The sequence below is a fragment of the Vibrio sp. V23_P3S9T160 genome (genome assembly GCF_963886625.1).
In the GTDB taxonomy this organism is placed as follows: Bacteria; Pseudomonadota; Gammaproteobacteria; order Enterobacterales; family Vibrionaceae; genus Vibrio; species Vibrio anguillarum.
The window spans coordinates 1-12080 of record NZ_CAWPDB010000110.1 but is presented as its reverse complement, the minus strand read 5'-3'; the positions used below and the strand labels follow the sequence as shown (position 1 = coordinate 12080).

The following is a 12080-nucleotide window of genomic DNA, read 5'->3' as shown; positions in this document are numbered from 1 at the left end:
AAGGCAGCAATAATGCTGCCAATGTGCGTCGAATTTACGCTTGTTTGGTTAATACTGCGTAGTAAAAACCGTCCATATCTTCTTCTCCGGGAAGTATCTGACGCCCCGGCTGCTCACGATCGGAACCCACTAATTGAGCGTTATGAGTTCGTTCTAAGAAGGCTTTGACCTGCAAGCTGTTTTCTTGTGGAGTGACTGAGCAGGTTGCGTAAACCATAGTGCCACCGACTTTTAATTGCTTCCACATTGCGTCCAGTATTTCGCTTTGTAATTGAGCCAATGCCTCAATATCGCTACCACGACGTAGCCATTTGATGTCTGGATGACGGCGAATAACCCCAGTGGCAGAGCAAGGTGCATCTAATAAAATTCGGTCAAATTGTTCGCCATGCCACCATTCTTCAGGATAACGAGCATCACCGCAGATCACATCAGCGCGAAGTTGCAGGCGTTCTAAGTTGTCATAGACGCGTTCAAGGCGGGTTGCATCGCTGTCAATCGCAACCACTTCAGTATCGTGTGTGTGCTCCAGGATGTGCGCGGTTTTACCCCCTGGGGCGGCGCAGCAATCTAAAATCAGCTCGCCTGCTTTAGGTTGAAGGTAGTCAATCGCTAGCTGCGCCGCGGCATCTTGCACCGATACCCAACCACGATCAAAACCGGGTAAAAGCGTTACATCGCAAGGTGCAGCGAGTTTTATTGCGTCGGCGGCGTGAGAGTGCACGCTGCACTCGATATTTTCGCTAGCTAGTAGTGCAAGATATTCATCACGAGTGTGGTGCTGACGGTTGACGCGCAACCACATTGGCGCTTTTTGATTGTTCGCTTGTACAACCGTTTCCCACTGTTCTGGGTACGCTTGTTGTAACAGTTTAAGTAGCCAACTTGGGTGGCCATATTTGCCTGCGTTGTGGCTAACGGCAATAGCGTCCAGTGCTTCTTGATCGCGCAAGTAGCTGCGCAATACGGCGTTGATTAGCCCACCTAAATTTTCACCGCGCAATGTTTTGGTGCCTTCAACCGTCTCGGCTACTGCGGCGTGAGCGGGAATGCGCATAAAGCTCAATTGGTAGATACCAACTAAAATAAGATGGTGAAAAACCCGCTTTTTCCCTTTCAGTGGGTTGTCCATTAGCTCATTGGCAATTGACTCCAAACGAGGCAAATAACGCAAAGCCCCATAGCAGATCTCTTGCAACAGAGCGTGGTCTCTTGGGCGGATGGTTTTTTGCGCCGCAGGAAGTGCGTGAGAAAGTGAGTGGCCTTTATCAACCACTTGAAACAACACGTTAGCCGCAGCTGCGCGAACATTCATAGAAGTACCGACTTTAAATAAATGAAAATCAATGAGGGCATCTCTGCCCTCGTTAAGGTTTAGCTAAGTTGTGTGCCGACTTCAAACCAGCTTGCGCGCGAATTGAGAATGTCTTGCACTGACATCGCTTTTTTGCCCGGCACCTGCAACTGCTCAAGCACCAGTAAGCCGTTGCCGGTTGCCACATAAATACCCGATTTATCGGCTTGAACAATCGTGCCTGCAGGGTGGTCGCTGGTTTGTGCTTCAACGCGACTTTGCCACACTTTAATGCTGTTCTCAGCCACATCAAAATGGCTCATTGGCCATGGATTGAAAGCGCGCACGCAGCGTTCAATAAAAGCAGCATCCGCTGACCAATCGATTTTGGCTTCTTCTTTGCTAAGTTTTTGTGCGTAGTTAGCCAATGTATCATCTTGTTGAGTGGCAATCGCTTTGCCACTGGCGATATCGGCGATGCATTCTACCAACGCTTGTGGGCCTAACTCGGCCAGTTTGTCATACATAGAAGCGCTGGTGTCTGTTGCCTCAATCGGCAGCTTAGCAATTTTGAGCATATCGCCCGTATCTAGGCCGACATCCATTTGCATGATGGTTACACCCGTTTCACTGTCTCCCGCCCAGATCGAGCGTTGGATCGGTGCGGCACCACGCCACCGTGGCAGAATGGAACCGTGTACGTTAATACAGCCAAGCCTTGGCATATCAAGTACGGCCTTTGGTAGCAGTAATCCGTAGGCGACTACTACCATTAAATCTGCGTTGAGATCGGCGAGCGCTTGCTTGGCTTCGTCGCTCTTAAAGTTCTCTGGTTGATACACAGCAATATTGTGCTCAACGGCCATCTGTTTCACTGGGCTGGCGGTCAGTTTTTTACCGCGCCCTGCCGGGCTATCTGGTTTAGTGTACACCGCGATAACCTCATGCTCCGAAGACAACAACGCCGCCAAATGACGGGCGGCGAAGTCCGGAGTACCTGCAAACACAATGCGTAATGATTGGCTCAAGGTAACCTCACTTAAGTTAGTTTTTTTCGTTATAGCGTTTGATTTTCTCTAGCTTATCTCTAATACGCTTACGCTTTAATGGCGAAAGGTAATCCACAAACAGTTTGCCTTGTAAGTGATCAAGCTCGTGTTGAACACAAATGGCTAAAAGGTCATCCGCTTCAAATGAGAATTCGTTGCCATCACGATCTAACGCTTTGACTGTGACTTCTGCTGCGCGAGGAACAAGGGCGCGTGAGCCCGGGACCGACAGACAGCCTTCTTCAATGCCATCTTCACCGCGTTTCTCTAAAATTTCAGGGTTAATCAGAACCATTGGCTGGTCGCGACTCTCTGAAATATCGATCACAACGATGCGTTGGTGAATATCGACTTGCGTTGCGGCAAGGCCGATACCGTCCTCGTCGTACATAGTCTCAATCATGTCATCGACGATTTTTTGGATCTCAGGTGTCACTTTCTCTACCGGTTTTGCCACGGTACGAAGACGATCATCTGGGAATGTTAATACTTGTAATACAGACATATACACTCGAAATATTGAACTGTGCCGAAACAGCTTAAAGCTTGTTGGCTCAATTCTAGACATTTTATGACCCAAATGACAGCATCCAAATGTTAATAATCTGATTCATCCTTACTTATTTCGGCCAAGGAACAGAGGTCATGTCACGATTTATTCGTTATTTAGTGTGTGTGTTTTTACCGTTGTCATTGGTCGTTAATGCGTTGGCGGCGGAGGATATGGCGCTCACCGTCAAAGCAAATGCCCCGCAGACATACACGGTCGTCAAAGGAGATACCTTGTGGGATATTTCTGCGCTCTATCTTGATAACCCCTGGTTGTGGCCACGTTTATGGCAAATTAACCCAGAGATCGATAACCCGCATTTGATTTATCCCGGCGATAAGCTGACCTTAGTCTGGCGTAACGGACAGCCGGTGTTGAGTTTAAAACCTATGGTCAAGTTGAGTCCGAAAGTGCGTGTGCTTGAGAAAAAAGCGGTTCCGACGGTGCAAGAGGGATTAGTGTTGCCGTATCTGTATACGGATCGCTTACTGGATAAGCAAACATTACAAGAAAGCCAGCGTGTGCTCGGTGCCAGCGACGGTAAACAATACCTGACGGCGCAAGATACGCTCTACATAAGCGGGCAACAGACTCACCCCAAATGGGGTATTTATCGTGAAATCGCTGAGTTTTCTCGTCATGATGCTGCCGCGAAAAATAAAACTATGGTTGCTTTGCGTTTGATTGCTTCTGGTGAATTGGTCTCCGCCGATGAGGCTTTTAGCGGGCTAACCATCACCGCACAGCAACAAGAGATAAGAGTCAATGATATTGCCCTACCTGAAGTGGGCGTCGAAACCTTAACGCTTTCAACCACTTTTTTCCCATCGCCATCGCGACTACAAGCTGAAACGCATATCCTCGGATCGTTGGAGGGTAGTGAGTATTCGGCGCAGAATCAGGTAGTTGTGATCGATAAAGGTCTTGCAGATCAACTGCGTCAAGGGACGATGTTTGATTTGATTCAAGCCGGTTCTAAAGTGTCTGGAAAGAAAGGACAGCACCAACAGAACCTTGATGAAACCCTGCAATTACCAAGCAGCTTGGTGGGCAGTTTGATGGTCATTCGACCTTATGAACATTTTAGTTTGGCTTTGATTACCGATAGCCTCGTGCCGATTGGTAAAAGTGTAATCGCGGTTTCGCCGCTCAAACCAGAGCTAACAATCGAGCCAAATGAACAAGCCGATACGGACTCGGTGGTTAAGGATGATACCGCAAGCTGATGGAGCAGAACGAATTAGCGGCGTGGCTAGCATTCAGCTTTGTGCCAAAATTGGGTGGCAAGAAACTTTCTCGTCTTGCTAGCGTCGCTTCTCTTGCTCATTTAATTGACTATTCCGAGCGGGAGTTAGCCGCGTTGGGTCTAGTTCAAGATCAAATCCGTTATCTGCGCGAGACGGCCCCTCAAGAAGTTGAAGAATGCCTAAGTTGGCAGCAAGCTAATGAGTCTCATCATATCCTTACTCCATTTTGCGATGGTTATCCTTCTTTACTAAAAGAAATTGCTACCGCACCTCCGGTTTTATTTGTCAAAGGACGAATAACAGCACTCTCTGATCCGCAAATGGCGATCGTCGGCAGTCGTAATGCGAGCCCTGATGGCCAACGAGTTGCTCATCAGTTTGCGCGAGAATTTGTGCAACAGGGCTTGCTTGTTACCAGTGGTTTGGCATTAGGTATTGATGGACATGCTCATGACGGTGCGTTGCAAGCGGGTGGTGAGACGATAGCCGTGCTCGGTTCGGGCCTTGAATCTATTTACCCAGCGCGACATAAAAAATTAGCGCAACGGGTGATGGAAAGCGGAGCATTAGTCTCGGAATTTCGTCCCAAAGCCAAACCAAGGCCAGATAACTTTCCGCGGCGAAATCGCATTATCAGTGGGTTAGCGGTTGGTGTTTTAGTGGTGGAGGCGGCGGAGAAAAGTGGCTCGTTGATCACGGCGCGCTATGCGGCTGAGCAAGGGCGAGATGTGTTTGTTATTCCGGGCTCCATTGCTAACCCAAATTGCCACGGTAGTAATCAACTTATTCGTTGTGGGGCGTGCTTGGTGCAAAACAGTGAACAAGTATTATCTGAAATTGGCACCTTAGTAGACTGGTCATTGCGCCAAAAGCAGCCTCAACCTGATTTATTTTCTGTACAGAGCGATCAGCAATTGCCATTTGCTGAACTGTTAGCTAACGTAGGAGTAGAGGCTACGCCTGTTGATATTCTTGCGAGCAGGACCCATATACCTGTCCATGAAGTCATGATGCAGCTTTTAGAACTTGAGCTTTCAGGTCATGTTGTTGCCGTTTCTGGCGGCTATATTCGTAAGGGGAAGGGTTAGCTATGATGATGGATATATTGATGTATCTATTTGAAACCTACGTCCATAGCGATGTAGATTTGCAAGTCGATCAAGATGAGCTTGAAGATGAATTGCTTCGAGCCGGTTTTCACCAGAAAGATATCTATAAGGCCCTGAATTGGTTAGAAGAGCTTGCGGCATTGCAACAAACCGATGCTCATTCAGCGATGGCAACCAGTGCTGCGACTTCGATGCGGATGTACACAGCACAAGAGATGGACAGGCTGGATCTTGAAAGCCGAGGTTTTTTATTGTTCCTTGAACAAGTGAAAGTATTAACTCCTGAAATTCGTGAAATGGTGATTGATCGAGTGATGGGTTTAGAAACCAATGAATTTGAATTGGATGACTTAAAGTGGATCATTTTGATGGTGCTATTTAATGTACCGGGAAATGAAAATGCTTACACGCTTATGGAAGAGCTGCTATACACCAAAGATCAAGGTATTTTGCATTGATTGCAGCCGTTCGTTTAGTTGAGCATTATGAGTCGTAAAACCGAGTCCCCCCTTTTTTCTGCGCATGGACAAGCGCTGCAGCATGAGCCTTGTCCGCAATGTGGTGGCCAATTACAGCTTCGTCGGGGTAAGCATGGGCTGTTTTTAGGCTGTAACCATTATCCCAATTGTGACTATATTAAGCCGCTGCAGCAAAATGATGGTCATATCGTTAAGGAGTTGGGTGTGCCATGCCCAGAGTGTGGCCATGAATTAGTGTTACGCCAAGGTCGTTATGGCATGTTTATCGGGTGTAGTCATTATCCGCATTGCCACCATATCCAAGATACAGATTCCCCTGCAGACAATGTTCCTCAGTCAAAACAGCTTTGTCCTGAATGTTTGAAAGGCCATTTAGTGGAGCGAAAAACGCGCCATGGTAAAACTTTTCATGCTTGCGATAATTACCCTAAATGCAAGTTTGCCGTTAATCAGCAACCTGTTGCCGGTAAATGCGAAAAATGTGGGTTTGGATTATTGATAGAGAAAAAACTCGCCAGTGGTATCAAGCTGCAATGTGCTGATCGAAAATGTGGTCATATTCAATCCGCCACAGAGCAAAGTGACGGCATATAAAAATGGCACATTGAACGTGCCATTTTTTATCCATATTTATCGTCAATTAGGTTTATTTTAGAGCGTCGGCTTGAGCGCTTGAACAAAATGGTGCAAGGCTGGATACGTTGTCGCATCAAGCACTTCAGCCAAGCAACAGAGCGTTCGTTGCAACTGCGCGTTGTAATCTGCACTGACATTAATATGGCCCATTTTGCGCCCAGCACGTTTCTCTTTGCCATACCAATGAATGTGGCAGCCTTCAATCGCCATCACGGCTTCTGGTAAATTGTCCTCACCCAAAATATTAATCATCGCGGTTGGGCGAAGTAACTTCGTGCTGCCTAAAGGTAAGCCACATACTGCGCGAAGGTGATTCTCAAATTGACAGGTTTCTGCGCCTTGCTGTGTCCAGTGACCAGAGTTATGGACTCGTGGTGCAATTTCATTCACCAACAATGTTCCCTGCACATCAAAAAACTCGAGCGCTAGCACACCGACATAATTGAGACGAGCGGCAACCGAGGTAAACATCGACAGTGCTTGCTCTTGCAAGGCTGGGTCATCTATCGCTGTTGATAAACTCAGTACACCGTTAATGTGCACATTTTCTGCCAGCGGGTAAACCGCGATGCTGCCATCTTTGGCACGCGCGCCGACTAACGAGACTTCACGATCAAAGGGGACAAACTGCTCTGCCACTATCGCTTGAGTCGGAGTGACTTGGATACAGGCTTCCATTTCTGGCCAAATGAGCTCTGCTTGTGAAGCTTCTTTTAAACGCCATTGACCCTTTCCGTCATAGCCACCCAGTGCACTTTTTAGAACCATGGGCAGGCCGACGCTGGTTATCGCGGTATCTAAATCTTCACGAGTATTAATCACAAAGTATTGGGCATTTTTTGCGTTGGCTTCATCGAGTAGCGCTTTTTCAAGACGGCGATCGCCTCCGGCTTTAATGGCTTCGACGCTAGGAAGAAACTTACCACTTTGCTCACAAGCAGTGAGAATTTCATGGGGAATATGCTCAAATTCAGCGGTAATGACATCCGCTTGTTTGATCGCATTGTCTAAACCATGACCAGTGATGTGTAATGTCAAAGGATGGACGATGTTACCGCTGCCCACATCAAAAGCGGAGATTTGAATGTTCAGAGGAGCGCCAGCCAGCGCCATCATGCGTGCCAGTTGCCCAGAGCCCAAGACTAAAACGTGCATAGTATCAATCCTCTGCAGGGTTAGGGTGGCTCAACACCGCTTCAGTTTGTGCTAAACGAAATGCTTCCACTTTTGCCATGACGGCCTCATCACTGGTGCCGATGATTTGCGCGGCAAGCAGCCCAGCATTGGCCGCGCCTGCTTCTCCAATAGCTAAAGTGCCCACCGCAATCCCTTTTGGCATTTGCACAATCGAGAGTAAAGAGTCCATCCCTTTGAGTGCCTTTGACTGAACGGGAACGCCAAGTACCGGCAAGCTAGTAAACGCTGCCGTCATGCCCGGCAGGTGTGCGGCTCCGCCTGCGCCAGCTATGATGACTTTAAGGCCGCGTTCTCTTGCGCTGGTGGCGTAATCGGCAAGAAGTTGAGGTGTACGGTGAGCAGAGACAACTTTGGTTTCGTATGCCACACCAAATTGATCCAACATGTCAGCAGCTAGCTTCATTGTGGGCCAATCGGATTTTGAACCCATGATAATTCCGACTTTCATCTCAAACTCCTTAATACTTCTAAAAATGGGGTGAGCGGGATAATTTGCGCGCATTATACGAGTATTTTTTCCTTAGGAAAACGTTTGCGTCAGCTTAATTGTGCAATTGATACATTTTATAAACAAATAGCTTTAGCCAGTTTTCAACGAAGTTTGTACACTTAGCCGCACTGTATTAAAGAAACCGATGGACAGTTTTTGTGAATAACTTTGAACACACTTTGCAGGCTCTACGTGACGGTGAAGTAATTGCCTACCCAACGGAAGGCGTGTTTGGGGTTGGGTGTGACCCAGATAACCCGCAAGCCATTCAGAAGCTCTTAGCGCTCAAGCAGCGTCCTGTGGAAAAGGGGTTGATTTTAATTGCGGCCTCTTACGAACAATTGCTTCCTTATATTGATGAGAGCCAGTTGACATCAGAGCAGCTTGCACGAGTACATGCCACCTGGCCTGGCCCTGTGACATGGATAATGCCGACCAGTGATAAAGTCTCTACTTGGGTGAGTGGGCAATTTGATTCGATAGCCGTACGTGTGACAGATCATCCTTTAGTGCAAAAGCTATGCAATGCGTTTGGAAAACCATTAACCTCGACCAGTGCGAATTTAAGTGGTCTTGCACCTTGCCTGACAACGGAAGAAGTTGAATCGCAACTGGGTGAGCAACTGGTTGCGATTTTAGATGGTCAAACCGGTGGTCGAAATAAGCCCAGTGAAATTCGTGACGCGAAAACCTCACAAGTATTAAGACAGGGTTAATCCTGCTAAGGAAGTAAGCGATGCCAACCATTGATAAGCAAGCCGTCAAACAATTTTTGCTTGAGCTGCAAGACTCCATTTGCCAGCAACTTGAACAAGCGGATGGCCAAGCACTGTTTGAAGAAGATGCATGGCATCGCGAACCGAGTGAGCGTTTGGGAGGCGGTGGGCGAACTCGAGTGATGAAAGAAGGCCGTGTTTTTGAACAAGGCGGCGTGAATTTCTCGCATGTGCAAGGGCAGCAAATGCCCGCTTCAGCGACCGCGCATCGCCCTGAATTAGCTGGACGTCATTTTGAAGCGATGGGGGTTTCTTTGGTGATGCATCCAAACAATCCCTATGTTCCGACTTCTCATGCCAATGTTCGTTTCTTCATCGCTGAAAAAGAAGGCGAAGATCCTATCTGGTGGTTTGGCGGAGGATTTGACTTAACGCCTTTCTATCCGTTTGAAGAAGATGCTCAATCATGGCATGCCACAGCGAAAGCACTGTGTGTTCCTTTTGGTGAAAAAGTGTATGCCGAACATAAATCGTGGTGCGATGAGTATTTCTTCCTCCCTCATCGCAATGAAACGCGCGGTATTGGTGGCCTATTTTTCGATGATTTAAACGCTTGGGGATTTGAGCGCTGTTTTGCTTATATGCAAGCTGTCGGTAAAGGATACACCGCTGCGTATTTGCCGATTGTTGAACGTCGCCAAGCGATGGAGTACGGTGACAGAGAGCGCCAGTTTCAACTTTATCGCCGTGGTCGCTATGTAGAGTTCAACTTAGTGTATGATCGCGGCACATTGTTTGGTTTGCAAAGTGGCGGTCGAACGGAATCGATTTTAATGTCGATGCCGCCATTAGCTCGTTGGCAATATCGTTATCAAGCGGAAGAGGGCAGCGCAGAAGCGAAATTAAACACCTTCTTGCTGCCGAGGGAGTGGTGACCGCGGTACATTTTCAATGATAGGGGCGCCGAGGTGGCCCTGTTAATTATCGAGAGGCAAGGATATGGCTCATCACATTGATCAATATGCAGTATTTGGTAATCCAATCGGACACAGTAAATCGCCGATGATCCACACACTTTTTGCACGGCAAACCAGTCAGGAAATGCACTATACCGCTCAACTCGCGGCTCTAGATGGCTTTAAACAAGCGGCTGAAACCTTTTTTGCCTCCGGTGGTCGAGGGTGCAATATTACCGTGCCTTTTAAAGAAGAAGCGTATCAGTTTGCGGATCGATTAACCGAGCGAGCTCAACTTGCAGGCGCGGTCAATACACTGAAAAAATTAGATGATGGCGAAATCATCGGTGATAACACTGATGGTGAAGGGCTGGTTCAAGATCTGCTTCAGTACCAAGTGCCACTACGAGACGCTTCCATTTTAGTGATTGGTGCTGGCGGCGCGGCGCGCGGCGTGATTAAGCCCTTACTCGATCAGCACCCTACAAGTATCGTGATTACCAACCGCACCTTTGCAAAAGCCGAGCAGCTCGCCACGCTTTTTAGTCCCTTTGGCGCGGTAAAAGCAATCGCGCTGGAAGAGATTAATCAGCATTTTGACCTCATCATTAACTCGACCTCGGCTAGTTTAGATGGTGAATTGCCAAATATCGCTCCGACGATCTTCAGTAAGAGCAGTGTTGCCTATGACATGATGTATGGCAAAGGATTAACAACATTCAATCAGTGGGCATTAAGTCATCATTGCGCTCATGCTTATGATGGTTTGGGGATGTTGGTTGGGCAAGCTGCGGAGAGCTTTATGCTATGGCGCGGACTCAGGCCGGGTTCTCGACAAATATTGAGAGAACTGAGAAAAAATCTAGAAGGCTAATCATGAATCAAGCGATTTTATTTCCTGACCGACAAACGTGGCACTCGGCAAGCCAAAGCGTACTTTTTCCTGCTCAACACGCGGGAGCTTTGCTCGAGTGTACGGTACACAAGTCAGTACTGAGCCATCTGTCTGGTGAAATGATTACTAACGGTGAGCAAGCTATTCAAGTTTTTGAACAATGGCGATTTGACCTTGAAGAGCTTGCTGAAAGCTTGATTGAAGATGAAGCGTTCAATTTAGATGGACAAATAGAGATTAAAGCTTAGTTAATGGCTTTCTTTGACACTCGTAAGATAGTCATTTTTGTTCTGCACATAGTTGTCGGAAGATTTAAGCAAAAAAGCTCGCTCTTTATCTGTTAGCGGGCGGATCTGTTTCACTGGGGATCCTACATAAAGATAGCCGCTAACCAATACCTTGTTTGGTGGCACTAAACTGCCAGCTCCAACCATCACCTCCGACTCAACGACTACGCCATCGAGCACAATTGCTCCCATGCCAATTAAGACTCGATCATGGATTACGCAACCATGCAGCATCACTTTATGGCCAATTGTGACGTCATCGCCAATAATAAGTGGAAAACCATCCGGGTTTTCGGTGTTTTTATGAGTCACGTGCAGTACGCTGCCATCTTGAATGTTGCTACGTTGGCCAATGTGAATATGGTTTACATCGCCTCTGGCTGCAACCAATGGCCATATGCTGGAATCATCGCCTAAAACAATATCGCCAACCAACACCGAGCTACTATCTATATAGACGCGCTGTCCGATTTGTGGGGATATTCCTTTATAACTACGAATTGATGACATGCTCGTCTCCTTTAATAACTGACGCCATAAGATAAATTAAACAGAAATAGCGTCAAAACAACTCTTTTTGAATAAAAATTATCCCAACGAACAGAAAATCAAAAAAAACAGCAAAAAGGGGTTGCCAACGTGACGGCGATCTCTATAATGCCGCCTCACTGACACGGCACAGCCAGTAAGGGTTCAAGCCCAATTAGCCAGCCAATCAGTAGGTCAAATCGGTAAGACGAAATAATGTAAAAAAGTGTTTGACACTTTTCATTATCTCGCTAGAATGGCCGCCTCTTCAAAGGAAGCCTCGGCAACCCAGCGAAGAACGCTCTTTAACAATATAAACCTATCAATCTGTGTGGGCACTCGTTGATGATAATCAAAAAAGATTTATCAATGAACTGAGTGACCAATCAGAATCAAGTTTACTTGATTTTGGCACAGTCAATTCATTGTTGTTCTGTTGGAACAACAATAGCTTTAAAATTACTTTTTTACTTTCGAGTAAGAGCAGTTTTGAAGTCAGTATTCATTGAGCCGGTCTTAGGACCAACAAAACTTTAATTGAAGAGTTTGATCATGGCTCAGATTGAACGCTGGCGGCAGGCCTAACACATGCAAGTCGAGCGGCAGCACAGAGGAACTTGTTCCTTGGGTGGCGAGCGGCGGACGGG

At 47.1% G+C, this 12080-nt stretch carries 14 protein-coding genes and 1 rRNA gene; 9 read left to right on the top strand and 6 right to left on the bottom strand.

Annotated elements, in window-relative coordinates; all coding sequences use genetic code 11:
• Positions 1–34 precede the first annotated feature (34 nt).
• Genes rsmB through def form a run of 3 tightly spaced genes read right to left on the bottom strand, consistent with a single transcriptional unit; the run spans position 35 to position 2848 of the window.
• Complete coding sequence (rsmB, locus tag AACU59_RS06830; RefSeq protein ID WP_094125643.1) at positions 35–1315, bottom strand: 16S rRNA (cytosine(967)-C(5))-methyltransferase RsmB; 1281 nt, start codon at positions 1313–1315, stop codon at positions 35–37.
• Between the two features lie 59 nt (positions 1316–1374).
• Entirely contained in the window at positions 1375–2322 is a 948-nt protein-coding gene (gene fmt, locus AACU59_RS06825; protein ID WP_088720691.1) for a methionyl-tRNA formyltransferase, read from the bottom strand.
• Between the two features lie 16 nt (positions 2323–2338).
• Positions 2339–2848, bottom strand: coding sequence for a peptide deformylase (def, locus tag AACU59_RS06820; RefSeq protein ID WP_038148727.1), 510 nt, complete (start codon positions 2846–2848; stop codon positions 2339–2341).
• 140 nt (positions 2849–2988) lie between these two features.
• Between def and AACU59_RS06815 the strand changes: the two genes are divergently transcribed.
• Genes AACU59_RS06815 through AACU59_RS06800 form a run of 4 tightly spaced genes read left to right on the top strand, consistent with a single transcriptional unit; the run spans position 2989 to position 6322 of the window.
• Positions 2989–4119, top strand: coding sequence for a LysM peptidoglycan-binding domain-containing protein (locus tag AACU59_RS06815; protein ID WP_013855533.1), 1131 nt, complete (start codon positions 2989–2991; stop codon positions 4117–4119).
• Positions 4119–5228, top strand: coding sequence for a DNA-processing protein DprA (gene dprA / locus AACU59_RS06810; RefSeq protein ID WP_017048702.1), 1110 nt, complete (start codon positions 4119–4121; stop codon positions 5226–5228). The genes AACU59_RS06815 and dprA overlap by 1 nt, the downstream gene beginning before the upstream one ends.
• 2 nt (positions 5229–5230) lie before the next feature.
• A complete protein-coding gene (locus AACU59_RS06805; protein WP_013855530.1) occupies positions 5231–5707 on the top strand; it encodes a DUF494 family protein in 477 nt (158 codons plus the stop codon).
• Between the two features lie 27 nt (positions 5708–5734).
• Positions 5735–6322 (top strand): DNA topoisomerase family protein, encoded by a 588-nt coding sequence (locus AACU59_RS06800; protein ID WP_176428516.1) that lies wholly within the window; start codon positions 5735–5737, stop codon positions 6320–6322.
• A 57-nt stretch (positions 6323–6379) separates the two neighbouring features.
• On the opposite strand, the gene AACU59_RS06795 is transcribed toward AACU59_RS06800, so the two are convergent.
• Both AACU59_RS06795 and purE read right to left on the bottom strand, forming a co-directional pair.
• Positions 6380–7519 carry a 5-(carboxyamino)imidazole ribonucleotide synthase gene (locus AACU59_RS06795; RefSeq protein WP_094144835.1) on the bottom strand — a complete coding sequence of 380 codons (1140 nt, stop codon included), beginning with the start codon at positions 7517–7519 and terminating at the stop codon, positions 6380–6382.
• A gap of 4 nt (positions 7520–7523) precedes the next feature.
• On the bottom strand, positions 7524–8009 hold the full coding sequence (purE, locus tag AACU59_RS06790; RefSeq protein WP_010319910.1) for a 5-(carboxyamino)imidazole ribonucleotide mutase: 486 nt from the start codon (positions 8007–8009) through the stop codon (positions 7524–7526).
• 200 nt (positions 8010–8209) lie between these two features.
• On the opposite strand from purE, the gene AACU59_RS06785 reads away from it, so the two are divergent.
• The 4 genes from AACU59_RS06785 (at position 8210) to AACU59_RS06770 (ending at position 10866) form a co-directional block, all read left to right on the top strand.
• Positions 8210–8767: an L-threonylcarbamoyladenylate synthase gene (locus tag AACU59_RS06785; protein WP_017043689.1), complete on the top strand. Its 558-nt coding sequence runs from the start codon at positions 8210–8212 to the stop codon at positions 8765–8767.
• A gap of 20 nt (positions 8768–8787) precedes the next feature.
• The gene (gene hemF, locus AACU59_RS06780) at positions 8788–9702 is read left to right on the top strand and encodes an oxygen-dependent coproporphyrinogen oxidase (protein WP_010319908.1); all 915 of its coding nucleotides are present in this window, start codon (positions 8788–8790) and stop codon (positions 9700–9702) included.
• A 64-nt stretch (positions 9703–9766) separates the two neighbouring features.
• Positions 9767–10597, top strand: coding sequence for a shikimate dehydrogenase (gene aroE / locus AACU59_RS06775; protein ID WP_017046340.1), 831 nt, complete (start codon positions 9767–9769; stop codon positions 10595–10597).
• A 2-nt stretch (positions 10598–10599) separates the two neighbouring features.
• A complete protein-coding gene (locus AACU59_RS06770) occupies positions 10600–10866 on the top strand; it encodes a DUF1488 family protein (RefSeq protein ID WP_010319906.1) in 267 nt (88 codons plus the stop codon).
• On the opposite strand, the gene AACU59_RS06765 is transcribed toward AACU59_RS06770, so the two are convergent.
• Positions 10867–11415, bottom strand: coding sequence for a gamma carbonic anhydrase family protein (locus AACU59_RS06765; RefSeq protein ID WP_013855523.1), 549 nt, complete (start codon positions 11413–11415; stop codon positions 10867–10869).
• 552 nt (positions 11416–11967) lie between these two features.
• On the opposite strand from AACU59_RS06765, the gene AACU59_RS06760 reads away from it, so the two are divergent.
• A 16S ribosomal RNA gene (locus tag AACU59_RS06760) occupies positions 11968–12080 on the top strand; the annotation flags it as partial.

Bases quoted from the DNA above. Each gene is read 5' to 3' on its own strand.
- rsmB (WP_094125643.1), bottom strand. From the start codon at position 1,315: ATGAATGTTCGCGCAGCTGCGGCTAACGTGTTGTTTCAAGTGGTTGAT.
- def (WP_038148727.1), bottom strand. From the start codon at position 2,848: ATGTCTGTATTACAAGTATTAACATTCCCAGATGATCGTCTTCGTACC.
- AACU59_RS06815 (WP_013855533.1), top strand. From the start codon at position 2,989: ATGTCACGATTTATTCGTTATTTAGTGTGTGTGTTTTTACCGTTGTCA.
- dprA (WP_017048702.1), top strand. From the start codon at position 4,119: ATGGAGCAGAACGAATTAGCGGCGTGGCTAGCATTCAGCTTTGTGCCA.
- AACU59_RS06805 (WP_013855530.1), top strand. From the start codon at position 5,231: ATGATGATGGATATATTGATGTATCTATTTGAAACCTACGTCCATAGC.
- AACU59_RS06800 (WP_176428516.1), top strand. From the start codon at position 5,735: ATGAGTCGTAAAACCGAGTCCCCCCTTTTTTCTGCGCATGGACAAGCG.
- AACU59_RS06795 (WP_094144835.1), bottom strand. From the start codon at position 7,519: ATGCACGTTTTAGTCTTGGGCTCTGGGCAACTGGCACGCATGATGGCG.
- purE (WP_010319910.1), bottom strand. From the start codon at position 8,009: ATGAAAGTCGGAATTATCATGGGTTCAAAATCCGATTGGCCCACAATG.
- hemF (WP_010319908.1), top strand. From the start codon at position 8,788: ATGCCAACCATTGATAAGCAAGCCGTCAAACAATTTTTGCTTGAGCTG.
- aroE (WP_017046340.1), top strand. From the start codon at position 9,767: ATGGCTCATCACATTGATCAATATGCAGTATTTGGTAATCCAATCGGA.
- AACU59_RS06770 (WP_010319906.1), top strand. From the start codon at position 10,600: ATGAATCAAGCGATTTTATTTCCTGACCGACAAACGTGGCACTCGGCA.
- AACU59_RS06765 (WP_013855523.1), bottom strand. From the start codon at position 11,415: ATGTCATCAATTCGTAGTTATAAAGGAATATCCCCACAAATCGGACAG.